20 protein-coding genes, 1 other RNA gene and 1 pseudogene are annotated in these 25928 nt (G+C 39.3%); 11 read left to right on the top strand and 11 right to left on the bottom strand.

Annotation, left to right across the window (positions count from 1 at the left end; all coding sequences use genetic code 11):
* Window positions 1-1760 precede the first annotated feature (1760 nt).
* On the top strand, window positions 1761-2132 hold the full coding sequence (locus tag ACFIMM_RS09545) for a helix-turn-helix domain-containing protein (RefSeq protein WP_375681374.1): 372 nt from the start codon (window positions 1761-1763) through the stop codon (window positions 2130-2132).
* A 428-nt stretch (window positions 2133-2560) separates the two neighbouring features.
* Here ACFIMM_RS09545 and ACFIMM_RS09540 read toward each other — a convergent pair whose 3' ends face one another.
* From ACFIMM_RS09540 to infA, 4 genes are all read right to left on the bottom strand, one after another.
* Window positions 2561-3769, bottom strand: a complete 1209-nt coding sequence (locus ACFIMM_RS09540; RefSeq protein ID WP_375682723.1) for an MFS transporter — start codon at window positions 3767-3769, stop codon at window positions 2561-2563.
* 1151 nt (window positions 3770-4920) lie between these two features.
* On the bottom strand, window positions 4921-5205 hold the full coding sequence (gene yacG, locus ACFIMM_RS09535; RefSeq protein ID WP_375611670.1) for a DNA gyrase inhibitor YacG: 285 nt from the start codon (window positions 5203-5205) through the stop codon (window positions 4921-4923).
* 21 nt (window positions 5206-5226) lie between these two features.
* Complete coding sequence (locus ACFIMM_RS09530; RefSeq protein WP_375611669.1) at window positions 5227-5940, bottom strand: Maf family nucleotide pyrophosphatase; 714 nt, start codon at window positions 5938-5940, stop codon at window positions 5227-5229.
* A gap of 242 nt (window positions 5941-6182) precedes the next feature.
* Window positions 6183-6401 carry a translation initiation factor IF-1 gene (gene infA / locus ACFIMM_RS09525; RefSeq protein WP_004857577.1) on the bottom strand — a complete coding sequence of 73 codons (219 nt, stop codon included), beginning with the start codon at window positions 6399-6401 and terminating at the stop codon, window positions 6183-6185.
* A 2014-nt stretch (window positions 6402-8415) separates the two neighbouring features.
* On the opposite strand from infA, the gene ACFIMM_RS09520 reads away from it, so the two are divergent.
* Both ACFIMM_RS09520 and ACFIMM_RS09515 read left to right on the top strand, forming a co-directional pair.
* Entirely contained in the window at window positions 8416-8787 is a 372-nt protein-coding gene (locus tag ACFIMM_RS09520) for a helix-turn-helix domain-containing protein (protein ID WP_375682724.1), read from the top strand.
* A gap of 745 nt (window positions 8788-9532) precedes the next feature.
* On the top strand, window positions 9533-9898 hold the full coding sequence (locus tag ACFIMM_RS09515) for a helix-turn-helix domain-containing protein (protein WP_375638485.1): 366 nt from the start codon (window positions 9533-9535) through the stop codon (window positions 9896-9898).
* A 1060-nt stretch (window positions 9899-10958) separates the two neighbouring features.
* Here the strand turns inward: ACFIMM_RS09515 and ACFIMM_RS09510 are convergent.
* The 3 genes from ACFIMM_RS09510 to ACFIMM_RS09500 form a co-directional block, all read right to left on the bottom strand.
* A complete protein-coding gene (locus tag ACFIMM_RS09510) occupies window positions 10959-11102 on the bottom strand; it encodes a hypothetical protein (RefSeq protein ID WP_375638483.1) in 144 nt (47 codons plus the stop codon).
* Between the two features lie 708 nt (window positions 11103-11810).
* Window positions 11811-12392 (bottom strand): disulfide bond formation protein B, encoded by a 582-nt coding sequence (locus ACFIMM_RS09505; protein WP_375610657.1) that lies wholly within the window; start codon window positions 12390-12392, stop codon window positions 11811-11813.
* Between the two features lie 10 nt (window positions 12393-12402).
* Entirely contained in the window at window positions 12403-12555 is a 153-nt protein-coding gene (locus tag ACFIMM_RS09500; protein ID WP_273790835.1) for a DUF5993 family protein, read from the bottom strand.
* An 821-nt stretch (window positions 12556-13376) separates the two neighbouring features.
* On the opposite strand from ACFIMM_RS09500, the gene purE reads away from it, so the two are divergent.
* Window positions 13377-13874: a 5-(carboxyamino)imidazole ribonucleotide mutase gene (purE, locus tag ACFIMM_RS09495; RefSeq protein WP_375692708.1), complete on the top strand. Its 498-nt coding sequence runs from the start codon at window positions 13377-13379 to the stop codon at window positions 13872-13874.
* A gap of 1 nt (window position 13875) precedes the next feature.
* Complete coding sequence (locus tag ACFIMM_RS09490; protein WP_375682671.1) at window positions 13876-15111, top strand: 5-(carboxyamino)imidazole ribonucleotide synthase; 1236 nt, start codon at window positions 13876-13878, stop codon at window positions 15109-15111.
* Between the two features lie 220 nt (window positions 15112-15331).
* Here the strand turns inward: ACFIMM_RS09490 and ACFIMM_RS09485 are convergent, their stop codons facing one another.
* Window positions 15332-15496, bottom strand: coding sequence for a hypothetical protein (locus ACFIMM_RS09485; RefSeq protein ID WP_375613595.1), 165 nt, complete (start codon window positions 15494-15496; stop codon window positions 15332-15334).
* Between the two features lie 990 nt (window positions 15497-16486).
* Between ACFIMM_RS09485 and ACFIMM_RS09480 the strand changes: the two genes are divergently transcribed.
* The 3 genes from ACFIMM_RS09480 (at window position 16487) to ACFIMM_RS09470 (ending at window position 19316) form a co-directional block, all read left to right on the top strand.
* The gene (locus ACFIMM_RS09480; protein ID WP_375613596.1) at window positions 16487-16867 is read left to right on the top strand and encodes a hypothetical protein; all 381 of its coding nucleotides are present in this window, start codon (window positions 16487-16489) and stop codon (window positions 16865-16867) included.
* Between the two features lie 1381 nt (window positions 16868-18248).
* Window positions 18249-18374, top strand: coding sequence for a type B 50S ribosomal protein L36 (gene ykgO / locus ACFIMM_RS09475; protein ID WP_004863016.1), 126 nt, complete (start codon window positions 18249-18251; stop codon window positions 18372-18374).
* 156 nt (window positions 18375-18530) lie between these two features.
* The gene (locus ACFIMM_RS09470) at window positions 18531-19316 is read left to right on the top strand and encodes a tetratricopeptide repeat protein (protein WP_375611659.1); all 786 of its coding nucleotides are present in this window, start codon (window positions 18531-18533) and stop codon (window positions 19314-19316) included.
* A gap of 467 nt (window positions 19317-19783) precedes the next feature.
* Here the strand turns inward: ACFIMM_RS09470 and ACFIMM_RS09465 are convergent, their stop codons facing one another.
* Entirely contained in the window at window positions 19784-19951 is a 168-nt protein-coding gene (locus tag ACFIMM_RS09465; protein ID WP_375682673.1) for a hypothetical protein, read from the bottom strand.
* A 178-nt stretch (window positions 19952-20129) separates the two neighbouring features.
* On the opposite strand from ACFIMM_RS09465, the gene ssrS reads away from it, so the two are divergent.
* From ssrS to ACFIMM_RS09450, 3 genes are all read left to right on the top strand, one after another.
* Window positions 20130-20290: non-coding RNA, 6S RNA (ssrS, locus tag ACFIMM_RS09460), on the top strand.
* A 546-nt stretch (window positions 20291-20836) separates the two neighbouring features.
* On the top strand, window positions 20837-21442 hold the full coding sequence (locus ACFIMM_RS09455) for a 5-formyltetrahydrofolate cyclo-ligase (protein ID WP_375682725.1): 606 nt from the start codon (window positions 20837-20839) through the stop codon (window positions 21440-21442).
* 18 nt (window positions 21443-21460) lie between these two features.
* Window positions 21461-22282 (top strand): TIGR00282 family metallophosphoesterase, encoded by an 822-nt coding sequence (locus ACFIMM_RS09450; protein WP_375607046.1) that lies wholly within the window; start codon window positions 21461-21463, stop codon window positions 22280-22282.
* Between the two features lie 343 nt (window positions 22283-22625).
* On the opposite strand, the pseudogene ACFIMM_RS09445 reads toward ACFIMM_RS09450, so the two are convergent.
* Together ACFIMM_RS09445 and traG are read right to left on the bottom strand one after the other, a co-directional pair.
* Window positions 22626-22981, bottom strand: a pseudogene (locus ACFIMM_RS09445) (helix-turn-helix domain-containing protein).
* An 895-nt stretch (window positions 22982-23876) separates the two neighbouring features.
* Window positions 23877-25784, bottom strand: a complete 1908-nt coding sequence (gene traG, locus ACFIMM_RS09440) for a Ti-type conjugative transfer system protein TraG (RefSeq protein ID WP_375682674.1) — start codon at window positions 25782-25784, stop codon at window positions 23877-23879.
* Window positions 25785-25928 lie beyond the last annotated feature (144 nt).

The raw sequence follows: 25928 nt of genomic DNA, 5'->3' as shown, positions 1-25928 counted from the left end.
GCTTCCCTCCTCGATTCACAAGCTCGTTCTCTCCCCATTTATCTCACCCCATCCATGCAAAAACCCAACGTGCCCCCAAAACACGCACAATGCATAAATCCATAAATCCTCCTCTTCACTTTTACAGATTCACATTTTTACGCTTTTACATCATTACAGAAAACAGCCAACGAAAGATTCACCCCACGCACTGCTCTGTAAACACTGCTCTGCAAAAATCTGATTTTCTTGTCTATTAGATTCCCCTGCTGATTATTTCATATGGCTATCCCACATATCAAAAAATGCTGTTTCATCAGACAAGACAAATAAGCCCTTCCTCCAAATATTCTCCACATACTCTTCTCCAGAAAACGCACTTAACACCCCTTTTCATCCCAGCTTTCCCCTCTCCACTCACAAATGCATTCCCCCATTTATCTCACCACATTCCACGCCAAATAAAAGTATACACAAAGCACAAATCCCCCGCATCATTTTACGGATATACGTTTTAACGCTTTTACGTTATTACAGAAGTCAGCCAAATAAAATTTCCACATCACCACCCGCGCTGCACTGTAAACACTGTTCTGAAAACGAACCCAGCTTTTTGCCTAGTACCTTACAGTCTCCACCCCCCAAAAAAGACAGCACTTCACCAGGCTCAACAAATCAAGCCCTACCCTGAATATTCAAGCTCTTCACTCCTCCTTCAAATAGCGCCGTTTTACGGTATAACAGAATAGAAAATTTTTCATTTTTCTTGCCAACCTTCTGAAACTGCCTTATGAATAAATATCGTAAGTTTGATCGTCTACGCAGCGATCAACAGGGAACTAAAAGCCCTAAACCCTAACGTACAATTGAGCCCACTTTTGCGAATATCCTTAGAATTCCGGGAGTTTTTGTTATGTCCAGGTGCGTTTCCGCACTAAAAGCAAAAAGCTGACTAGGGTTCAGTACTTGTTACTCCCGGAATACCAATGCGAGGGCGCTCGCAACCGGAGGGGGGCTTGAAGTGCCAACTAAAAATCCACATTTTATCGACATTTCTGATTAAGCAAAAAACGCGATTTATAATCCATATTTCGCACTTTTTTAAAAAGTACCCAATTTTATAGTCTTTGAAATTATTTTCATTTCTCTTGCCAATCTCCTGAAATTACTTTATCACTTAAAGTGTGTTTTTGATCGTCCACGCAACGATCAAATAGGGAGTTGAAAACCCGAACGCTCAGTACATAAATTTATCCCGCTTTGCGGGTATCCCGGAATTCCGGGAGCTTTTGCTATGTCCAAGTGCGGTAAGCACTAAAAGCAAAAGGCTGACTGAGCTCAGTATTTTCAACCTCCCGGAATACCAATGCGAGGGCGCTCGCAACCGGAGGGGGGCTTGAAGTGCCAACTAAAAATCCACATTTTATCGACATTTCTGATTAAGCAAAAAACGCGATTTATAATCCATATTTCGCACTTTTTTAAAAAGTACCCAATTTTATAGTCTTTGAAATTATTTTCATTTCTCTTGCCAATCTCCTGAAATTACTTTATCACTTAAAGTGTGTTTTTGATCGTCCACGCAACGATCAAATAGGGAGTTGAAAACCCGAACGCTCAGTACATAAATTTATCCCGCTTTGCGGGTATCCCGGAATTCCGGGAGCTTTTGCTATGTCCAAGTGCGGTAAGCACTAAAAGCAAAAGGCTGACTGAGCTCAGTATTTTCAACCTCCCGGAATACCAATGCGAGGGCGCTCGCAACCGGAGGGGGGCTTGAAGTGCCAACTAAAAATCCACATTTTATCGACATTTTGATAGGCAAAAGAATCCGCCACAGACGCATTTCAATGAGCCTTTCCCAAAAAGAATTAGGAAGCCATTTAGGTGTCAGTTTCCAACAAATCCAAAAATACGAAAAAGGCTTAAATCGTGTAAGCGTAGGATGTTTACTCAAAATCGCCCAAAAACTGGAAGTTCCTATAAGCTTTTTTTATGCAGACATTGCTACAAAAGAAGATATCTCAACAAAAGAAAATACCCCACACCGTGATCAAGAAACCTATAGCGAAAAAGAACACACCCTTTTAAAAAATTTTAGAGACCTCCAGCCGAAAAAACAAAAAGCAATCTTGTGGTTGATTTCTGATTAAGCAAAAGCACAACAATCAACATACCCCCTGCCTAAAGTTTCCCATACCTGATATCACCATACCTCCAAGAATGATATTTTACGGCATATAAGATAATTCACACTATAGCTCCTCGTTTTCTGTTTCCATTATTGCTTCAAGTCAAGCTGATTAAGGATTGGCAGCTGAGTTTTTTAAGTTTGGCTATTCGTAGCAAAGCGGAGTTAAACAAAAATGACATTGTCGCTCAAAACCATGCCCCCTATTGCGTTTACGAGACAGTGGAACCGTATCAAGAAGGCAAAGCCCCGAAAAAAACATATGAGCGTTTAAGTAAAAATCAAAGATTAAACCTATAACGTCAAAAAAGCTGCTCTATGTTGGATTATCTCCACGTCCTCTAAATCTCAGAAAAATGATTTAAAACATTTGTTTTATTGATGAGCCAATCATTGAGATCGAACAATTAACAAAGAACGGTTCAGCAATATCCTGATAGCCAATAAACAGAATAATCCACTCAATCCAGAAAGAAGGAACAATTTTCCAGCCGAAGTGTGACCTAAAACAAACGCTCCAACAAAGGGCGCCACCAACATAGCTAAATTTTGTATAGACTGCACCCATCCGGAAGCCAATCCAATCTGTTCATTGAAATTGCTTACCAGATAAACGTTAGAAGATATGGAAAAGTAAGCGCTAACCATTCCAATAAGGAAAAAACAGAGCAACAAAGTCTCAATACGGAGTAAATCAAAGTAAAAAAAGCACACTGAGATCATGACAAAACCAATCATTGTTGACATTGCCGGCATTAACAACTCTGATATTTTGCCTGTAAGGGGTTTATGCTTTGATTGTTTCACACTCCAAAATCCATAGAGAAAATTACCGATTGCCGAAGCCGATACCAGCATCCCAAGAGCCTGTTTATTCATTTTCATTGCACTAAGAATAACCGGCAACTGATTATTCACCATAAAGATCATGGCAAAATACACAAACATCACCGCCACATAGGCATACCAAGTTGTCCCATAAAGCCTCTGCTTTGATTTTATGGTATTCGCTGTTTTTATCATGAGCGACGAGACAGGTTGTGCACCAAGACAACAAAACACCATAAAGCCTAGCAATGTCAAAAATCCAGAAAACAATAAAGTATAGGTATCTGATAAAAGTACAGACAGAGCACTCCCCAAAGCAGGTCCTATCATCTTTGCCGCGCTATTGATCATGTTAAGCACAGAATAGTAACGAGTCCGTCCGTTTTCAGGCACCGAATTTGCACTGAGAACGGAAATTGCAGGCATGGCTAGACTGTTGAATGTCGCTCGAATAACTGCCAGTATAATAAATCCTTGCAGACTCGTCGCCATCAATAAACCGACAGTACAGAGTGCCCGTAACAGCAGTGACGCCCGCAACCAATAGATCATAGAACGGTGACTTACCAACATTCCAATTGGCTTAGACAGAACGATACCAGGTAATAATGTTGCCGCTCCAATAAAAGCGACATCATATTGATCAGCTTTCCACGTGAACACAGATACGGTCAAAATCACGATATAATCAATCCAACCGCCAAATGACACCACGCCATTACCCAGCAAAAGCACCAACAAGCGATTTTTTACTGCCCCGTCTCTTTGCACCAAAACACGCGCCCCTTCTTTTTCGTTAGCAATACTGATTGAACTATCAATTTTTCCTCACACCCTAAAGGCACCAACAACTTTCACGCAACAAAGCACTAACAAGCGATTTTTTATTGCCCCGTCTCTTTGCACCAAAACACGCGCCCCTTCTTTTTCGTTAGCAATACCGATTGAACTATCAATTTTTCCTCACACCCTAAAGGCGCCAACAACTGTCACGCAACAAAGCACTAACAAGCGATTTTTTCTTGCCCAATCTCTTTGCACCAAAACACGCACCCCTGCTTTTTCGTTAGCAATACTGATTAGATGATCACTTCTTCCTCACACCCTAAAGGCACCAACAACTTTCACGCAACAAAGCACTAACAAGCGATTTTTTACTGCCCCGTCTCTTTGCACCAAAACACGCGCCCCTCTTTTTTCGTTAGCAATACTGATTAGATGACCAATTTTTCTCTCACACCCTAAAGGCACCAACAACTTTCACGCAACAAAGCACCAACAAGCTATTTTTTGTTACCCCGTCTCTTTGCACCAAAACACGCACCCCTTCTTTTTCGTTAGCAATACTGATTGAACTATCAATTTTTCCTCACACCCTAAAGGCACCAACAACTTTCACGCAACAAAGCACTAACAAGCGATTTTTTACTGCCCCGTCTCTTTGCACCAAAACACGCACCCCTTCTTTTTCGTTAGCAATACTGATTGAACTATCAAGTTTTCCTCACACCCTAAAGGCACCAACAACTTTCACGCAACAAAGCACTAACAAGCGATTTTTTACTGCCCCGTCTCTTTGCACAAAAACACGCACCCCTTCTTTTTTGTTAGCAATACTGATTGAACTATCAATTTTTCCTCACACCCTAAAGGCACCAACAACTTTCACGCAACAAAGCTCCATCGACCTTCATGCAACAAAGCAATTTATAATTATCCATGGTAAACAAAACCTCTGGAGATAAGTCTTAGATATGTATTAAAACTTCCATCGTTGATTGAACTTAATCTGCGTCTTTGCGAATGACGATAATAAGCAAGCCGTTAATCCAGCTCTTAAATACATTTACGATAATCCCGCGCGCCTCCCCTTCAGTTTCCACACAAAAAACGCTTTAGCGTTCTTTTCTCAAGAGAACTCTTTATTCTTCTTCATCACTTACTTGTGGTGGGGGTGGTAAAATATAAGAGCCTGAAAGCCAACGATTAAGATCAATAGCTCGGCACCGTGTGGAACAAAAAGGATAAGAAGATTTTTGTGACATCTGACCACAAATAGGACAAGGATGCGGAGGACGGGTCTCTTTTTGCAAATTTAGCTCTTTTTGTTCTTGGCACACCTTTGTCATTGGCTTCTTCATTAACTTTTCTTCTGTTGCTTTTTTTTCATTTTTGCTTTTCTCTTTTTGTTGCTTTTCACCTTGCATTGATCTTACCTTAGAGTTTTTCTAATGCGTTTGTTCAGCCCAGTGAGTGAAAAGTGGATAGTGATAAGCGGTCAAGAGATCGGCTGTTTCAGCCAAAGGCAATCCCACAACATTAGAATAAGAACCCGTGATATGGACAACAAAAGCCCCTGCTTTTCCTTGGATAGCGTAGCCACCCGCTTTCCCTTGCCATTCTCCTGAAGCAAGGTAAGCCTTCATCATGGCAGAGGTTAAGCGTCTAAAGCGAACACGACTTTCAACCAATTTTACGGTTATTTTTCCACGTTCATTGAGCGCACAAATGGCACCATAGACCTTATGCGAACGCCCAGAAAGGTATCGTAAACATTCATAAGCCTCATCCTCGCTTTCTGGTTTGGGGAAAATGGTCCGCCCAACAGCCACCACCGTATCAGCCGCCAAGATAATCATTTTCTGTCCAGGTAATTTTTCTTGACCATTCTGCAACTCGTCTTGACCATTCTGACTGTACCAGCGCAAAATTTTTTGGGCTTTCAGTGCTTTTTCTTTTGCCAAACGTTTGGCAAGGTTTGCAGGATGTTCTTTTAATTTTGGCGTTTCATCAATATCGCTTGCATAAACCTGCTGGGGATCAATCCCTATTTGTGCCAAGAGCGCTAAACGCCTTGGCGAAGCGGAGGCAAGCACCAAATGAATTTCTTCTGTAAGAGTATCTGCCAAACGTTTTTCCCCCCACTCTCTTATATTTCTCATTTCCACCCCTTCACAATTGACTTCCCTCTCACCCCCTTAAGCACCCCCTTTTAAGCGCCCCTTTAGCCTCCCTTTTAAGCGCTATTGATCTCCTTATCCTTTTTCCGCATCGATTTTACAGTTTTTCAAGGCTCTTCAAACACTCCCCTTTTTTCACTCATGAAAAGCAAACTAAAAAACTGTTAAAAAATAATAGAAATAATATGATAGCTTTTAGAAAAAAGTGCAAGCCACCCACGAGGCTACTTATAGCGATATGTAATACGCCCTTTTGTCAAATCATAAGGTGTCATTTCCACCATGATTTTATCACCGGCCAACACCCGTATACGATTTTTCCGCATTCTACCAGCGGTATGAGCAATAATTTCATGATCATTTTCCAGTTTCACACGAAACATCGCGTTAGGTAAGAGTTCAGTAACGATACCAGAAAATTCTAAAACTTCTTCTTTTGACATAAACAAACATTTCCTTTACAGTGCACATATTTTGTTAAGCTGCGCGTTATTTCCAGCGTTCATATCCTATTTTCTTAAGTTTGTGAATAAAAATTCCACAAAAAGGGAAAGGTTTTTCAAGTTTACTCTCTCATGTTCTCAAAAAACGTCATCCCACACCTTAAGAATAAAAACTTTTTTTTCACCAATTTTACCCGCTAATTTCCTTCAATTTTTATGATGATTTTGGTTTCAGTGTGACAAGAAATTACGCTAATTTTTTCCCCTAAAGCATTTTCCCAACACCTCTGACTAATCCCTCCACAACTTACTCACAATCATCCTCTCTCCAACTTTTCCTCACCTTCCACACCTTAAACATGCGCCCTTCAGATAAACACCACTCCCCCACGCCAGAAGCCCTTCCTTTTCTCAAAAACCTTCTCCATTCTTCACACACCATTCACAACATGCTTCACTGCCCCACACTTCATACTCTACGCATTTCCCATACAGCCTTCCCCATTTTCTCTCTCTTCACACGCTTCCTCTAAGCCACTCTTTCCATTTATGTTGTTCTTCCTACCTTCGAAAACACGATCCCTATACATTGCGTACCATTAACCACAACGCCTCTAACGACATAAAGCCTTTTCCTTTTTTACACATTTCCGTTTTTACGCTTTTACGTATTTACAGAATAAAGCCAAATGAAACTTCCACACCGCACCACTCTATAAACAATAGTATTACCCCAGCTTCTTGCCTAGCCAATCTCCCCAAGCACTTCAGATCACCCACCCACGGACTTCAGATTCCCCTCAAATGACACCACTTCATCAAGTACCATAAAAGCAAAGCGCTATCTCCTTCACACCATCCTTCACGCATCCCTTCGCACCACCGCCTCTTCCCCCTCTAGTCTGTTCATTCCTATTCCGCCCCCACACTCTCTTCTCCCTTCAATCTCCCGCAGGCTTCATCCCAGCTTACCACTCCATTCACAAAAACTCTTTCCCCCATTTATGTCACCACATTCCATGCCATGCCAAAAGCATACACAATGCACAAATCCTCTACTCCTTTTTCACGAATATACGTTTTCACGCTTTTACATATTTACAGAATAAAGCCAAATGAAACTTCCACACCGCACCACTCTATAAACAATAGTATTACCCCAGCTTCTTGCCTAGCCAATCTCCCCAAGCACTTCAGATCACCCCACATTCACGGACTTCAGCCCCCCTCAAATGACACCACTTCATCAAGTACCATAAAAGCAAAGCGCTATCTCCTCACACCATCCTTCACGCATCCCTTCGCACCACCGCCTCTTACCCCTTAGTCTGTTCATTCCTATTCCGCCCCCACAACACTCTCTTCTCCCTTCAATCTCCCGCAGGCTTCATCCCAGCTTACCACTCCATTCACAAAAACTCTTTCCCCCATTTATCTCACCACATTCCATGCCATGCCAAAAGCATACACAATGCACAAATCCTCTACTCCTTTTTCACGAATATACGTTTTTAAGCTCCCCTTCTAATCATGATTTCGGAGCCGCGTGAGAGGGACAAAACAAGCCGTTAAGTTCTGGGGGTCAAGGACGCCGTTAGGCGCCATGTAATGGTCTCCTTGACCTTAAGAACCTAGGATTGTTAGTCCCCTCATTAAACGCGGGTCTGATCTCATGATTTTGGTGAGCGTTCCGGAGAGTTTGAGAGGCGGAAAGCCTCTCATTAAAAAATAAAGTTTATAAATAAAAACTATTTTCATTTGCCAATCTTCTGAAATTACTTTATCACTTAAAGTGTAATTTTGATCGTCCACGCAACGATCAACAGGGAACTAAAAGCCCTAAACCCTAGCGTACAATTGAACCCACTCTTGTGGGTATCCCGGAATTCCGGGAGTTTTTGCTATGTCCAGGTGCGTTTCCGCACTAAAAGCAAAAAAGCTGACTAGGGTTCAGTACTTTTAGACTCCCGGAATACCAATGCGAGGGCGCTCGCAACCGGAGGGGGGGCTTGAAGTGCCAACTAAAAATCCAAATTTTATCGACATTTTGATAGGTAAAAGAATCCGCCACAGACGCATTTCAATGAGCCTTTCGCAAAAAGAATTAGGAAGCTATTTAGGTGTCAGTTTCCAACAAATCCAAAAATATGAAAAAGGCTTCAATCGTGTAAGCGCAGGGTGTTTACTCAAAATCGCTCAAAAACTAGAAGTTCCCGTAAACTTTTTTTATGCAGACATTGCCACAAAAGAAAATCTTCCCACAAAAGACACTCTCTTACACCACAATCAAGAAACATACAGCGAAAAAGAACACACTCTTTTGAAAAATTTTAGAGAGCTCCAGCCGAAAAAACAAAAAGCAATCTTGTGGCTGATTTCTGATTAAGCAAAAGAGTAACAATTAATATTATTCCATTCATATACCCCCTTAAGTCAAATTCAAACCAGCACTCCATACCCCTCCAAATCACGCCATTTTATGGGATATTGATTTTTCTTGCCAATCTCCTGAAATTACTTTATTGATAAGCACGTGTTTTTGATCGTCCACGCAACGATCAAATAGGGAGCTAAAAGCCCGAAAGCTTAATACATAAATTTATCCCGCATTGCGGGTATCCCGGAAATTCCGGGGGCTTTTGTTATGTCCAAGTGCTTTAAGCACTAAAAACAAGAGACTGTTTAAGTTCAGTGAATCCAACCTCCCGGAATACCAATGCGAGGGCGCTCGCAACCGGAGGGGGGCTTGAAGTGCAAACTAAAAATCCAAATTTTATCGACATTTCTGATTAAGCAAAAGACGCGATTTATAATCCATATTTCGCACTTTTTTAAAAAGTACCCAATCTTATAGACTTTGAGATTATTTTGATTTCTCTTGCCAATTTTCTGAAATTGCCTTATAAATGAATACTGTAATTTTGGTCGTCTACGCAACGATCAATAGGGGATCAAAAACCCGAAACCTAAAACATGAATTTATCCCACTTTTGTGGGTATCCCGGAATTCCGGGAGTTTTTGCTATGTCCAGGTGCGATGAGCACTAAAAGCAAAAAGCTGATTTAGGTTCAGTATTTTTGACTCCCGGAATACCAATGCGAGGGCGCTCGCAACCGGAGGGGGGCTTGAAGTGCAAACCAAAAATCCAAATTTTATCGATATTCTGATAGGCAAAAGAATTCGTCATAGACGCATTTCCATGGGACTTTCCCAAAAAGAATTAGGAAGCTATTTAGGTGTCAGTTTCCAACAAATCCAAAAATATGAAAAAGGCTTCAATCGTGTAAGCGCAGGGTGTTTACTCAAAATCGCCCAAAAACTGGATGTTCCCATAAGCTTTTTTTATGCAGATATTGCCACAAAAGAAAATCTTTCAACACATGCCGCACACTATGATCAAGAAACATACAGCGAAAAAGAACACACCCTTTTGAAAAATTTTAGAGAGCTCCAGCCGAAAAAACAAAAAGCAATCTTATGGTTGATTTCTGATTAAGCAAAAGCGCACACAAAGCATAAATCCTCCGCATCATTTTACGGATATACGTTTTTATTTTACGGATCAACGGTTTGATGCTTCTCCACATTTACAGAAAGCAGCCAAATGAAACTTTCAAATTCCCCCCCGCACCACTTTGTAAACATAGGTTTGTCAACAATACAGCTTCTTACTCTAGCCAATTCCCCTGCTGATTTCAGATCACGACACCACAAAGGATAATGTTGCATCAAACGCGACAGATACGTCCTATTTTAAAATATTCTTGCCCCTTCACCACCCTAAAGTAAGATCACGCAAAGCACCGGTCAATCCCACTTCAAAAACAACTTTCCCCACACCCTCTCTCCTCTCTCGTCAACACACCCGCCTCTTCATCCAAGCTTCCCCCCCTTCATAAAACTCTTCATCCCCACACCCCAATCTTCTCTCCACATTCCATGCCATGATAAAATCATACACCCCACATAAAGTCCCAGCTTCCTTTTTTACATATTTCTGTTTTTACGCTTTTACGTATTTACAGAAAGCAGAAAATCTGTAAAAAATGCATTACACAATAACGTTTTCAACAACTGTCATTAAAAACTCGCCTCCCTTTTCATCTAAATCCCCCTATTTTCACTTAAATCATAGATATAAACCGCCCTATTATTGTATTGAGCAGCATAAAATTTTTCGAAAAATTCTAACGATCAAAAGGGGTCATAAGAAGCATTTTACGACTTTTAAAAGAATTTTTATTTACACCCAGTGCTTTTTTGTAACGTAGAAGAGCACATTTAATTAATTGACTATAAGAAAGTTTGAAATGAGAGAAGCTCTTCGTTTTTCTCATTCAACATCCGCAACGATAACTTATCCTTATAAGTCAATATTTTTTCGTAATACAAAACGTGCCAAAAGGAATATACTTATGTTGCATATTCACGCGCTTGTTTTAAAGAAAGATCTCTCAACGCTCCATCACACCCATTTTGCAAAACGCTACCCGTAAAGGAATGGTAAGCTCCCATGAAGTGTATAAAATCCATTCAGCCCCCCCCTATCTTTACGCTTATGGAAAAACAAGTTTACGCTTATAGAAGAACAAGCCGGCATCATCACAAAAACTCTGCCAGCTCCCAATGTTGCAGACAGCCTTCGGTTCAAGAGACACTTCATTAAAGGCATGCCTTTCTTGTACAGTTTTGACCCACATGGCCCACTCACTTATGATGTATAAGCCAAGTAATTTTAATTGATTTAATATGAGAGAACTGGTGATGAGAAATTTTATTATATTCAGCAACGCGCTTCACGTTAAAAAATGGTTATTTATTATTATAAATCAATATATTAATAAAGAAGAGAGTCATCATCAAGACGCTTACCTTTTTCTAAAAAAGGCTTCACACTGAAAGAAAACATCTAAAACTTAGATAAAAAAAAAGGTTTGCCTCTAATAAACAAACCTCTGCAGAAAATTATTCACATAACTTTCAAAATTTTAAATTAATCCCTCTAGAAGCAATAAAAACGCTTTAGAAGCACCAAAATGAATACAAAGATCAATTTAACACAATGTTAAGAAAAATCAAGAACAAAAAATTTTTATCGTTAATACACCTTTAAAAAACGAGGCTTCTTAACCTACGCGGTTCAAAAGTCCGGGGCTTCTTCTACAAACGCCTCCAAGCCAATCAATCCCTTCATCTCTCTCAAAAGACAGCATAAAAGGTTCACAGTACAAGTCTTCGCTAAAAAAATATCAATCGCCAGCGCTCATAAAAGCCAGCGTTGGTATAAAAGATCAGATTATCGAACAATCTTGCTGAAATGTCTTCCCAATAAATAAAAAAGAAGCGGATTCTTAAATATTTCCGCCTCTTTAACAATAAAAATTATGATGAGGGATTATTAAAAAATTTCAAGACTGTGAAGGGAACCAATTTGATAACAATTCATACCTTACAGGATCATCGGCACATTGCCCACCACCACATTCCAGTATGGTAGAAATCAAATTTGCCGCAATCAAAAACACAAATAAGAAACTTGCCGTTTTACTCAAGGCTGGAAAAGGAGAAAATTCTTTGAACTTGTGTGCCAATTCGCCTAAAATCATGACAAATGAGACAGCAAAGATACAAAGGACAGAAATAATGAAAGCCCAAGTATAAAAATGCAATCCAAAGAACGTTGAACCATATCCTAAATCATCGGGTGTGATATGCAAAAACACTTGCCGTGCTGCCACAGCACTGGTTACCATACAACCAAGAATAACCATACCATAATGGGTATTTTTCACCTTATGGTGAATATTGAGTAAGAACCCACAACCTGCCAGCATCAATCCAACGCGCTGCAGCAAACAAAGGGGACAAGGTAACTCAAACTTTACCAATTGATAATAAAAAGCCACCACCAAGACAATAGATAACCCAAAGAGTCCTAGCGTATTCATAAAGATGACGAAGTGAGGATTTTTTTGTTCAACATGTTCCATGGCTATTCTCTCAAAAAGATAAATTTAAAGTAGAAGTTGCGTGATGATTGAAAGTGAGAAGAATGACAACGAATAAAATTGCCCACAAAGCATAACTTATATTTTTTTTGCCACACATAGTCGTTACTGCAGTACCTAAAGCGATTAAAAATGGAAGAAACATAGCTTTTAAATCTCCTTTACATCCGTTGTTTAACTCTTATTTATTTCAGCGTTCACCATATTACAAAATTGGGCAAAAAAGAGACCATGGATTTATTATTCACAATTCGTCACTCGCGATTGATATTGCCATTATATTTAAGTGAAAAAACGATATAATCGCTCAGAAGCACATCTCAACAAAAGCGTTAAAAGCACAAAAGCGTTGATTATTCGCTTCCCCTTATATCAGCCATTGTTAAAGATATATCGACAATTATAAAGATTATATCCCCTATAAAGATTATATCCCCCACTCACAAAAGAATCACTTGAACAACAAAATAAATAGGCTTTGAAATCGAGAGATATACATCTCTTTTTTTCTCAAAAGAATATCCTCATTTTGCAACACATTTTTGACATAAAAATCTCTTTTTCTCATAAGCAATGTTTCAAATTGCAACAGATTTTATATCATATGGTGATCTTGTTTATTTTAGCAAATAAAAAATAAGACATTTTTTTAAAAAAAACTTATAATCAATGGCTTTTCCCCAATACATTTTTCCCTCTTATCTTAAATAAAAGACAATACCGCAAGCTCAACAGCCTCATGGGTCCCACGCCACCCCGTGACATTGCCCTCCCCCCTCACAAGAAGTGCTTCATGCCTTCAATACTTTAGTTTTTCATCTCTCGAGATCCCCTTTAAATTTTTAGCTTTCCGCCTTATTTGAAAAATAACTGTTTCTCTGTCATCAATTGGCTTTGCAAAAAGAATATAAAACTTTAAAAAAATAATGATAAAGAATCGCATTGAACCTTTGAAAAGGATAGAGAATGATGAAAAAATCATGTGATGTGGCGATTTTAATGGGGAGCCAATCGGATTGGCAAACGATGTGCCATAGTGCAGATATTTTGACGAATCTTGGTATTTCTCATAGTTCGCATATTGTCTCAGCACACCGAACTCCTGAACGCCTTTATCAATTTGCCAAAGAAGCAAAAGAAGCAGGGTTTAAAGTTTTAATTGCCGGTGCGGGGGAGGCAGCGCATCTTCCAGGTATGTTAGCAGCCCTTACTCCTCTTCCTGTTTTTGGCGTTCCAGTGCATTCTCACTCTCTTTCTGGTCAAGATTCTTTGCTTTCAATCGTACAAATGCCAGCAGGGATACCCGTCGGCACATTAGCAATTGGCAAAGCAGGCGCAATTAATGCAGCCCTTTTAGCCGCAGCCGTTATGGCCGTTTATGACCATGATCTCGCCCAACGATTAGAAGATTGGCGTCAACAACAAACAGCCAATGTCGCCCAAACGCCTGTAACGGAGGTTTAAAATGGCACCGTTTTTCAACACCTCCTCAGCCAACACCACCTCGTCCAACACCACTCCCTCCAACACCACCTTAGCCAACACCACCTCGTCCAACACCACCTCGTCCAACACCTCCTCAGCCAACACCACCTCGTCCAACACCACTCCCTTCACCATGTTACCTCCAGGCAGCGTCATTGGTTTAATCGGGGGGGGACAATTAGCGCGGATGCTCGCCATAGCGGCCGCAGAATTAGGATTTCGAACCGTTATTTTTTGCCCTGAAGCCGATTGCCCAGCCGCTCAAACAGCAAACAACCATATTGTTTCCTCCTATGACGATATATCAGCTTTAGATCATTTTATTTCTCAGTGTGATGTTGTCAGCTATGAATTTGAAAATCTTTCGCTTCAAACGGTTCAATATGTAGAAAAGAGTAAGCCTGTTTATCCTTCTTCCAAAGCATTAGAGATCACGCAAGATCGACTTTTTGAGAAGCAATTTTTGCGTGATCAAGGGATTGGCACCGCGTTATGGCACGCTGTTGACAATTCTTCTTCTCTTCTTTCCGCTCTTGATACCTTAGGCGGACGTGGTCTTTTAAAGACGCGTCGTTTTGGTTATGACGGAAAAAACCAGATCAAGCTTGATCACCCAGATGAACAAACCCTTGACGAAGCCTTAAGGACTTTTCAGGAACAGCCTTGTATTTTAGAAGAAATAGTTCCTTTTTTATCGGAAATTTCGGTTCTTTCGGCACGTACAAAACAAGGAGAACATATTTTTTATGACTGCCCTGAAAATCAACACAAAAATGGAATTCTTCATAAATCCTTTGTTCCATCACATATTCCACTTGACGTGCAAAAAGCAGCTCAAGAAATCAGTGTAACAGTCATGGATGCCCTCGATTATGTTGGTGTTCTTTGTATTGAACTTTTTGTCTTAACGAATGGTCATCTTTTAGTGAATGAATTAGCACCGCGTGTCCATAATTCTGGTCATTGGACACAAAAGGCATGCATAACTTCACAATTTGAACAGCATATCCGTGCTATTTGCGGACTTCCCTTAGGCAGTCCCTATCGCCATAGCGATTGCCAAATGACCAATCTTCTTGGTAACAATTTTAGCACGTTAAAATATTTTCTGAAGCAAGAGCGCACCTCGATCCATTTATATGGCAAAAGCACTGTTCACCCCAACCGAAAAATGGGGCATATCATCCAATTACTGGGACCAGCCAACAAATCTTAAGCCCACATATATACAAATACTTTTTCACACTTTTCCCCTAAATGAACTGAAAAAACAACCTCTCCCCCCACACCGATATCCATCGGCTTCAAAAGCTCCCCTAACCTTTTAATTCTCCCCTGAAAGGGCGTGAAGCCCTCCTACAAGCTCCTTCTCTCTTAAAAACATCACCTCTTCCCCCTCCAAACCGCTTCATCCTACACGAACATCTCATCCGCCCTCAAAAACAAAGCTTCACTCCACACCAATATCCAAGCAGCACAACAAGCGCTCCCAACCCTTCAACTCCACCCCCTAGCTCTTCTCCTCTTCCTTTTCTCAAAAATATCCCCTCGGCTAAAAATAATCCACCAGCCCCCAACTTCACTACCCCTCCACCTCCCACAGCATAAATATTCCCCTATAACATACGCAGCCCCTTCATTTTTCTTTTAATGCCAATCTTTAAGAAATAGACTGATCTATTGCACCCCATAGATACCAATCCCCATGATTGCGCTTTTATTGTCTCTAGCTTCTCTTCTTATGTTCATTTTTTCACAAAAGCATTTTCACAAAAGCATCGTTTTGTTTTCCATAAAATCGCTGCAAAGAGGTAAAACGTATTACTCTCCCCAAACAACTCTCGAGAATTCGGCCCAATATCAGCCAGACGATAGCCCCCTCCAGCATAGCAACTTTCTTCTTTTTCTCCTCTCTCTTTTTCCTTCAACGGATAGAAGATTTTCTCCTTTCGTTAATTCCCCCCAACACATTCCTCGAAAAGGTTTCCTGAACTTCTCCCCAAAGGCTTAAGTTTCTTCTTTTCAGATCAATTTTTCTTCTCTCACAAAACCCTCCCCTTTTTTAGTGCATCAATTTTCTCACCTTTTAATCCTGTTAAGATAATGAATTATAAGGCACATCACCACCGTATAATGCGCATTGATTTTATGGCATCTTTTTATTGCATCTCGCACAATTCTTTATGAACTCCCCTTATCGTAAACGCACTTTGTTTACGCATATTCTTAACCACCCATAAGAGATTGTCTGTAACTCTCTAATCCTGCTCAGCAATGACATTCGTCACCCCCAACAGACCAGCGCTTCATGAAGTTCCCACAATTTTTCTCAATCCAAGCTTATTTCAAGAGCACCTAATAATTTATAAATATAAATGTTTATTTTATTATCCTGATAAAGCTAAACTATACTTTTTAATACTATTATTTTAACACTATCATTGCCTTTAAAACGCTCATTATGCGAAAAAATACTTCACTTCTAACAATAATAAAATAATTTCGCTTGTATCTTATCTTAATATGTGATTAACGTTCAGCATAAACTTAGATCTTTTTATAGCAAAAATACCATACAAAAGGGGAAAATAATGGAGGGTATCTCTTCAAACAAACTCAAAGATGAAAACAATGAAAATAAGGAAGCAACTTTAAATGAGGCACAGTCTGTTCCTCCTCAAAAACGTAAAGGGGGTCCATTTAGACATATGTTGTTCCTCTTTCTTTTAACCTTTCGTAAACCCATTGTTTTCGTAACGAAAATCCTAGCGATAGGCTTTTTATTAATGGCAGGAATTCTTTGTCTAACATACCTCGCAGTAGGAAGAGAGTCATTACCCCTATCGATCGGGATACCAATGATCATTACGTCAGCTCTCTTTGGCATTTGCAACATGTATATAAATTGGTATTATGACATGCTTTTATTACGTTTATCGCCAGACAATGTGAACCTTTCACTCTTTCAATAAACATCATCATAGACCACCCTTGGGAAGGTCAAATTTTTCTACAGCATGGATATTAAAAGGAATTCAAACTATCCACATTCAAGAGCCAAAGTATATTCTCACTATACTGGTTCCCTCACCGGATAATTTGAATTCCCCCTCCGTTTGACAATATCCAGCACTCCACCCACGTAGAAATAATAGGGTTGCAAAAAATCATAAACTATTGCCTTAAAAGAGAAATTTATGCATAATCTTTCACTCTAACAGCACAGATTTAATCCCTCATTAAAATTACCGAGCGCTCCGCTCCGTCCCTGATCTCCACGTCAAAGATATAATTACAGGATATGATTACAGCACTAAGCTTATCCATTCCCAAACCAAACATCCTCTCACCCCTCACGTAAAATAAAAAGCCTCAAACAGAAGACACTTGTGTTGCCAATTTACGCACTTGTTTTAAAGAAACACTTGGCCAATGCACATTGCCACCACTTCACAACAGCAGCCCCGGTCATAGAGCATAAAAACTCTCGATAATAACTTAAACATTCATAGTGCACCACCCTCTTTAAACTTATGAAGCGTAAACGCCAACCTCATCATACCGCTTTGCCAGTCTCCAATGTTACAACACTCTTAGCATTTGAAAGCATTCATAAAAGACCGTTTTATTCCTTATCTTCAAGTATCTTTACCATAGATCAATCCCGCTTGTGATATGCAAGCAGCGAATGCTATGCTTAAAGATACACAGATTTGCAATGAGAAAACCTTAAGACTATGCGAAACTCTTATTTTACTATGTTTTCTCTGAACAATAGAAATTTATCCTTATCAATTCATCATCTTCGTCATCATCATGCGGTTTATTTTTTAGGTTTTAAGAATAAGCCTTAAGAATATCCTCACACACGAACAAAAAACACCTCATGTTATAAATTTTACATGAGCCTTACTAAACGATGATATTTTACGAAAAAACAGGATTATTTTCTCACAAATAGGAAGCTTTTACTTTTTTCCACTCTTTGTGCTTTTTTGTGTCCTTTTTTTACGAGAAAATTTTTACCTTCAAGGCAACCATTAACACACCCTAAGGAATTTGTAAGGGATATACCCTTGACAAGAATAAGACTTCTTGTTAAATCTCTCCTACTTTTTTGCAATTTTCACTTATCGTTGTGCTAATGAAGTGGTTAATGCGTACCTTAAGAGTGCGCTTTTCTTTTTGTGATCACAGTGAAAAAGTGTATCGTGTGATGTTATCATGCAAGTACGATATCGCAATGCAATGCTCATAGAGTAAGCAGTCTATTGGGGTTGTAATATTGTATTTTCGTGTTTTAATATTGTATTATAGTATTGTGTTACGTAAACTATTTAAACGGTGAATATGATGAAAATTAAAAATTCGCTTAAAGCACTAAAAGAGCGCCACCGTAACAATCGTTTGGTGCGTCGTAAGGGTCGTGTTTATATTCTTAATAAAACGAACCCACGTTTTAGAGCACGTCAGGGCTAATTCTTTTAGGACTAATTTCTTTAGGATCAATGTTTTTATGCCTACTTTAATTGTAGGCTTAAAAAATTTTTTTGCGTTTTTTTGGTTATAAGTCCGTTGATTACAAGTCTAGTATTTGATAATATTTGGTGATTTATCTTTTGGGGGCTTGTTTTTATGGATTCTTCTATTTTTTTAAAAGCCTTTCGATTTTTTCAGCTGCGTTTTTTCTGTATTTTTCAGCGCGCGTTTTTTCTTTTTTTTGTTGGCGTTTTTTGTTTTGTTCCCTCGAGCTATGGGCAAAATCCTCCTTCTCTTCCTGAAGATCGGCCTTCTCCACAATCGCTTTTACCGTTAGATGATCTTATTCCCAATTCTCCTCCCCCTTCCTCAACGCCCTCCGATTCTGATTCCTCGGCGGTTATTCTTGAAGATCTTGACAAAGAGCAGCTTTCCCATGTTGACAGAGTTAAGCAGCGCAAAGAAGCAGAAATTTCACGTTTACTCAAAGAGTTGAAATATTGTGCTGATGTTGCTAAAGCGAAAAAGATCAGTCAACAACTTCAACATTTATGGTCCCAATCGGGGAGTGAGACGATTGATCTTTTAATGTCATGGGCCGAAAATGCACTCAACAGCGACGATTATGGACTTGCGCTTGATTATATTGACAATGCTCTTGCACTTTTACCTACTCATTCTGAAGCTTGGATAAGACGCGCTTGGATTCACATTCAACTGAACGATTTCAAACTTGCCCTGCTTGATCTCAACCATGCTCTTGAACTTGAGCCGCGCAATTATAGTGCTTTTTTTGAACTTGGCGTTGTCATGGAAGCAACGGAGCGTCCAAAACTTGCTCTTAAAGCTTATGAAACAGCATTGGATTACTATCCACAAATGCGCAGGATTCAAAAGCGCGTGCAAGCTCTGTTAGACGAACAATCACCCCAAGCTCTTTAAAACCATTCAAGAACAAGACGCTTTACGGCATCTTTTCAAACCTAGATAAGACGCAAGCCGGCTTCACATTCCACTCAATAAACTGCCCCTGCTTATAACCACCCCATCACCCCCCACACAATTCACAGTGCCTTTTTTTGAATTTGGACCTTTTTTGTATTGCAGGCATCTTCCAAACACTGCCAATATACTCCCTACAGAATTTCTTCTCATAGCAAGCATACGGGCTTCACGCCTAAGTCCTCTTCACACCGTTTCTTCTTTTCACACCTTCCATCATGGATAAAAAGATGATAAAACACGATCCTCAAAAAATATTTTTTGAAAAAAGCTTAAAACATCGCTTAGCGCCTCTGATAAACTGTCATCGTCTGTTTTTTATTTATGAGCTTCAAACCATAGCAGCACATACCGTATCGGCTCTCCTCCACCCCTCAAAGTTGATAAAACAGCCCTGAAATATGGCTTCACAAAGCAAAAACTTCAAAGGTGCAACACCAATTCAACCAACATCCTTGAATAAGAAATATTCCTTTCAAAACTCCTCCAAGCATTACCCCCGAAACATAAAAATCAAGCATTGTCGCAAAAGAGCTAATCAAGCGATTGCCAATAAACCGTTCTACGTCACTCAATCACCCACCCCCACTCATATTTTTTGCTTTTTTACTTTGAATAAGCCATCCATCATACAGCCATTTTGAGCAACCACCGACAATATCATCAATCTCTCCTGAAATACTTTATGAAAAAGAAGAGAGCGAGGTTATTTTATCTCTAGCAGAAGCTCTGAAATTGTTTTATATTAAGGAGGGTGTTCTGCGCTTCTCGACAGGAAATAATGTATTCCTGAGACCTTAATGATCTCCAAGGGAGCTGTCCCTGATCAAGCCCGTGGGCTTTTTCATATGGCGCCCACCTATTTGTATAGGTTCCCGGGATCAGCTTTTTCCATCGGCTGTTGTGGATCACCCTTTATTTATATAACTTTTTTACATCAAATTTTTCCAGCTAAAATTGAGAGCGTCCTTTTACATAAGACCAATGACGATACTCTCTTTTCAAGAAATAAAAATTACGATAAGCTTTATTTTATAAAACAGACAGCACTTACAAAATAATCCCCTCTGTGAATCTGCTTCACCCCTTCGCACGCAAGCAACGCAAAAGCGGCTTGTTGCACCAAGATACCCCCTAAAGAGCACACACTTTTTTTCATTCTTTTTTTTTCATGAGCACAGCTCTTGTCCATACAGAGATTTACAAAACGCCAACAATGGATAAAATACCAGCATCTTATAAACAGACAGCACTGACAAAATAATCCCCTCTGTGAATCTGCTTCACCCCTTCGCACGCAAGCAACGCAAAAGCGGCTTGTCGCACCAAAATTCCCCCTAAAGAGCACACACTTTTTTTCATGCTTTTTTTTCATGAGCACAGCTCTTGTCCATACAGAGATTTACAAAACGCCAACAATGGATAAAATACCAGCATCTTATAAAACAATTGACGAGACAATGACAAATAATCCCCTCTATGAATCTGCTTCATCCCTTCGCACACAGCAACGCAAAAGCGGTTTATCGCGTCGTGATGCTCTTTTAACAGAAGAGCGTGCACTCTTTTCGCAGCGTGCTTGTTGCCACTTTATTGAATACCTTGAAAAGAAGGGAACCGATTTTTCACGCCTCATTTTAGCAGGCTATTGGCCCATTAAATCGGAAATTGACCCGCGTCCTTTACTGGATGCTGTAGCGTTACGCGGTGGGCATTTAGCCTTACCAGCAGTTCTTGATTCCACCACCATGATTTTCCGTGCATTTTCGCCCAGCACAATTTTAGAGCCCATGCGTTTTGGCACCTTTGGTCCGGGTGCAGACAATGACGTTGTTGCCCCCAATAATATTATTGTTCCGCTTTCTGCATTTGATCGTCAATGTCACCGTCTTGGCTATGGAGGAGGATACTATGACCGTGCTGTTGCAGCTCTTGAAAAACAAGGGCATCAAATGATATTATGGGGCATAGGATTTTCATGTCAGGAGGTTTCCTCTATTCCCGCAGCAGAACACGATCTACAGGTACAAGGAATTTTTACAGAAAAAGGTTTCTTAAAATGTTAAAATGTGATTAAAGCGCCTATGCGTTTTTTATTTTTAGGTGACATTGTTGGTAGCACAGGCTGTAAAGCTGTTTTTGAATACCTTCCTCAACTGATTGAGAAATGGCAGCTTGATTTTGTTGTGGTAAATGGTGAAAATGCCTCTGGTGGTTTTGGTCTCACACAAGAAACGTATCAAGATCTTTTGATAACCGGTGTTGATGTTGTCACCACAGGTAATCATGCTTTTTCTCACAAAGAAGCATTGCAGTATGCCCATGAGAGTGATCGTTTTTTACGCCCTGCCAATTTTTCGAAAGAAACTCCTGGAAAAGGTTCTGGTGTTTTTACGGCAAAAAATGGCGCCCGTGTTCTTGTCGCCAATCTGTTGGGCAACGTTTTTATGCCGTGTAAAGTAGAAGATCCATTTGAAACAGCGGAAAATATTCTGCTTGCCTGTTCGTTGATGGAGCAAGCCGATACGATTATTTTTGACTTTCACGCAGAAACGACAAGCGAGAAGCAATGTTTTGGCCATTTTCTTGATGGTCGTGTGAGTGTTATCGTTGGCACACATACGCATATTCCCACGGCTGACGCGCAGATCTTAGAAGGTGGGAGCGCCTATTTAACAGATGCAGGCATGTGTGGAGATTATAACTCCTCTCTTGGAATGGATAAAGAAGAACCCTTACACCGTTTTCTTTATAAGACGAAGCAAGATCGTTTTGAACCGGCGTGTGGTCCTGCCACCCTTTGTGGTTTAGCGGTTGAGATTTCAGATCGCACCGGTTTAGCAGAAAAGGTCTCGGCAGTACGGATTGGTCCTCATTTAAAGCCTGAAGTTCCGGATTTTTGGTAGCTTCTTTTAAGCCACCCCTTTGATAGTTTCTTTCCAAGATTTTCTTTTGAGAACTCTATTTGGCAAGACGACTTTTCCAGCCCTTCCCAAATCCCTACTAAAAACACCCCACCCTCCAATTTGCCTAATACAGCAACTTTTCTAGCACAAATAAGTCACTCTTTTAAAAAAAATAAAGGATAAAAGATAAAATTTTTCGTGATTTTTAAAACGATGAGAAGGAGGTTTTATTTGGACATTTCTGCGGGGGGGGGGGAGGAGAAATGTTAACCCCCTTCTCTAGAAAAAGCTTTATATAATAATTTATTATTTAGCAAGAGCCTCTTTAATCTTTTTTTTGATTCTAACGAAAATTTAATCTTAAAATTGCTTTTTGCTTTTTAGGTTTGAGCTCTCTAAAACTTTTCAAAAGGATATGCTCTTCTTTACTTGAAATCCTTTCATCACAGTAATACAAAGCATTTTCTTTTGTCGAGAGATCAGCGTAAAAAAGGCAATAGGAACATTGAGAATATCAGCAATTTCCTGTAAACGCCCAGCTCCTATACGATTAGAGCCTTTTTCATATTTTTGGATTTGTTGAAAAGTCACACCTAACTGGCTACCTAATTTCTTTTGCGACATTCCCAGCATTGCTCTTTTAAAGCGAATTTTTCTGCCTATCGAAATATCGTTAAAGTGTGGATTTTTAGTTTGCACGTCAAGCTCCCCTGCCGGTTGCGAGCGCCCTCGCATGAGTATTCCGGGAGTCTGAAAGTACTGAGTTCGAATCAGCTTTTTTTGCTTTTAGTGCTAGAGCGCACCTGGACATGGCAAAAACTCCCGGAATTCCGGGATACCTACAAGAGTAGGTTCATTTTATGATCGAACTTTAGGGCTTTCAGACCCTACTGATCGCTGCGTAGACGATCAAAGTCACCCTTTAAAGTATAAAGTAATTTCATGAAATTAGCAATAAAATTTAAAACAGTCTTTATTTGTATTTTTATAAGAGGCAGATAACCTCTCATTTTTGATTAAATTATGTGTGAACGAAGTGAGCTCTATTTATTGAAATAGGTATAAGATCATAATCAGGAGATGCTAGACGTAGTAAAAACCTTTCATAGGCATCATTAGCAAACAAGCAAAGAAATATCATGATGATACCACCAATGACCCTTGCTGTTTGGTGTTCATAGGGTGCTGCTCCTGCCGTGTATCCGAAAAAAAGAAAAAATAGGAATAAAGCCAAGCCACCAGCAAAGAAGTTTAAGAAGGCAAAAACTGGTTTACGAATGAATAATAAAATAAGGAAGATTGCGTAAAGCAACCTTTTAAATATCACAGCCAATATTCTACGTATTGTTTTAAATATCCAAACGAATATTCTACGTGTTATGTTGAACACCCCACGCATTATAATTGATAAGATACTCTTTTTATGTCTTAATTTTTTTGGTGTTTGTATTCTTAGCAGAAAGATCGTTTATGACTCCCCCATTTTCAAGCCACTATATTATAAAATATGTATTATAAAAATGATTTATCTCTAATTATATCATCCAAAAATACAACAATACTTTATTCATTTTAACTAAAAACAAGTGCTTTATTAAGAAGAAAAGCTATTTTCATTAGCAAGAGCTGTTAAATCCTTACGTCTAAAATAGATAGAGCGTCCACAACGAACAGGTGGTTGCCCTTGCATAAGAATAATCTGTTCGTCTTTTCGCATTTCTTGTGTTATTTCATGTGGATATATTAAAGGTCTATGCTGGGTGTTTATATTTTCTGTCCCTCTTGTATGGAATCCTCCTAGAGGTTTGCTTGAATCTTTCACTTCAATGGTCATTTGACCACATGCCTTAGATATATTTTCAGCAGTTTTAATATCTTTTATTGCGGCATAGCTTACAAAAGCACAATTTTCAAACCATGTCATAACGCCTGACGAACCGAAATAGTGTTCTATTTGATCTACAGACTCGTAAAAAAGCATGAGAGATATGCCATATTTGCGTCCACGATCACGCGCTTCTTCTAAAATGTTCATATATCTTAAAAGATCAGCATTATCTAAAATAAAGAGCGCTCTTTTTGCATAATTACCATTAGCAGCTTCCATAGCTCTGAGAAAAGAGCCAACAAGGACACGCCCAACACCTGGATAAGATTTTAAAATTTTTGAGGGGATATTTAAAAAAACATCGATATCTCCTTTTGTTATATCATTAGTTTTAAAATCATGACCACTGATAAGATCTGCATAATTAGAGAGGGAAAGCCATTGTATATCTTTTGCAGCAGTAGAATAGACATCTGAGAAAGTTTGCGCCGCCATATTTGTAAAAACGCCAAGGGTTTCACGAATAAATTGGGATGGCGATGAAGCCTGTAAGGAACGCAATTTTCCAATCACAGACGGTTCTGGCATTAACATGATCGTATGAAGGGTTTTTAAATTTTTTTCCTGTAATGTGTATTCATCAGAAAAGACCACATGCGCAAGTATTCCTGTTAACAAATTATGTGCGTGTGATACAAAGAATTGGTCTGTCGAAATTGATTTGTAGTTTTCAGAAAGAAGGAGTCTAGCAACTTCAACCACACCCGCTTCTCTTTCATAAAGGGGGAGATTTTCATCTAACAGCCAATCTAAAGGATTAAAAGTTTCTGTTGAAGAACCATGGGGGTCAAGAACGTATACTCCTCTTTTTAACTGCTCCCTTGCGTCTTTAACTATTGGAGCGATTTCAGTTGAAGGGTCAAAAACGATCAGTGGACCGGAATATTTGAGACAAGTTGGAATAATATTACTGGTTGTTTTATAACCACCAGAACCAGCAAAAAATAACATATGGGTTGAATCAAAATTGAGTTTGTATGTCAACAATGGCTGGCTACCAGCTTTTCCCCATGTTGTTTTGTCTTTAGGATTAAAAGGGACATCTTTAACAATATCTTTGTCGACTCTATAGCGTTCTCCTATGACGACTTCACCATCACGAGGAAAAATCTTTTCAAGGCGTTTCATACTCATCCATTGAACACCACCAAAGATCGTATTTTTTGAAATTTTCAAAGGTGAAGCTTTAGGTAATGATAGTTTTATCGTGTAACCAAGGATAATAACGCCAATAACAACACCCCCTAAAACCATCCTATCAAAGAAAGGAAAAACATCCGCCCATGTCATATTATTTTGACCTACATAGGGACTAAGTCTGATATATTCATTTGCACTATAATAAGTTGCAAACAAACCAAAGATGATCATGGATGAAATAATGATATTTTTTCTGGTATGCCTTTTTTGTAATAAGATGAATGAAGAACATGAAAGTGCAATAAGGATTAAAATATCCAGTGGCTTTGATCTTACAAACCAATAAGCATCAGGCGTCGTTCCATTTTCTGTAATGTTATTGATGGTTATATTGACCAAAAAAGCTACAATGATTGAAAAGATGAGTGGCAATGCTAAAAATATAATCTGTTTTTTGTCTAATTTATTGACCATTTTCCCCCTGCATACCAGAAAAAGCTTCTCTTCCTATTTTTTCGAAATTTTTGAATTTTTATCAAGTTTTGAAACGTAAAGCAAACCATCTTAAGATGAAAGACTTATCTGCCTCTCTAAGACGGGCTTTTATAAAAAGCTCCC

Source organism: Bartonella sp. AP258QHHD, assembly GCF_042196145.1.
Classification (GTDB): domain Bacteria; phylum Pseudomonadota; class Alphaproteobacteria; order Rhizobiales; family Rhizobiaceae; genus Bartonella.
The sequence above is the reverse complement of the archived record's forward strand: the minus strand, read 5'-3'. Positions and strand labels throughout refer to the sequence as shown.

What these genes read in the sequence shown, in the direction of transcription:
- yacG (WP_375611670.1), bottom strand. Translation starts at nt 5,205, where the DNA reads ATGCAAGGTGAAAAGCAACAAAAAGAGAAAAGCAAAAATGAAAAAAAA.
- ACFIMM_RS09530 (WP_375611669.1), bottom strand. Translation starts at nt 5,940, where the DNA reads ATGAGAAATATAAGAGAGTGGGGGGAAAAACGTTTGGCAGATACTCTT.
- infA (WP_004857577.1), bottom strand. Translation starts at nt 6,401, where the DNA reads ATGTCAAAAGAAGAAGTTTTAGAATTTTCTGGTATCGTTACTGAACTC.
- ACFIMM_RS09510 (WP_375638483.1), bottom strand. Translation starts at nt 11,102, where the DNA reads ATGTGGGTCAAAACTGTACAAGAAAGGCATGCCTTTAATGAAGTGTCT.
- ACFIMM_RS09505 (WP_375610657.1), bottom strand. Translation starts at nt 12,392, where the DNA reads ATGGAACATGTTGAACAAAAAAATCCTCACTTCGTCATCTTTATGAAT.
- ACFIMM_RS09500 (WP_273790835.1), bottom strand. Translation starts at nt 12,555, where the DNA reads ATGTTTCTTCCATTTTTAATCGCTTTAGGTACTGCAGTAACGACTATG.
- purE (WP_375692708.1), top strand. Translation starts at nt 13,377, where the DNA reads ATGATGAAAAAATCATGTGATGTGGCGATTTTAATGGGGAGCCAATCG.
- ACFIMM_RS09490 (WP_375682671.1), top strand. Translation starts at nt 13,876, where the DNA reads ATGGCACCGTTTTTCAACACCTCCTCAGCCAACACCACCTCGTCCAAC.
- ACFIMM_RS09480 (WP_375613596.1), top strand. Translation starts at nt 16,487, where the DNA reads ATGGAGGGTATCTCTTCAAACAAACTCAAAGATGAAAACAATGAAAAT.
- ykgO (WP_004863016.1), top strand. Translation starts at nt 18,249, where the DNA reads ATGAAAATTAAAAATTCGCTTAAAGCACTAAAAGAGCGCCACCGTAAC.
- ACFIMM_RS09470 (WP_375611659.1), top strand. Translation starts at nt 18,531, where the DNA reads ATGGATTCTTCTATTTTTTTAAAAGCCTTTCGATTTTTTCAGCTGCGT.
- ACFIMM_RS09455 (WP_375682725.1), top strand. Translation starts at nt 20,837, where the DNA reads ATGACAAATAATCCCCTCTATGAATCTGCTTCATCCCTTCGCACACAG.
- ACFIMM_RS09450 (WP_375607046.1), top strand. Translation starts at nt 21,461, where the DNA reads ATGCGTTTTTTATTTTTAGGTGACATTGTTGGTAGCACAGGCTGTAAA.
- traG (WP_375682674.1), bottom strand. Translation starts at nt 25,784, where the DNA reads ATGGTCAATAAATTAGACAAAAAACAGATTATATTTTTAGCATTGCCA.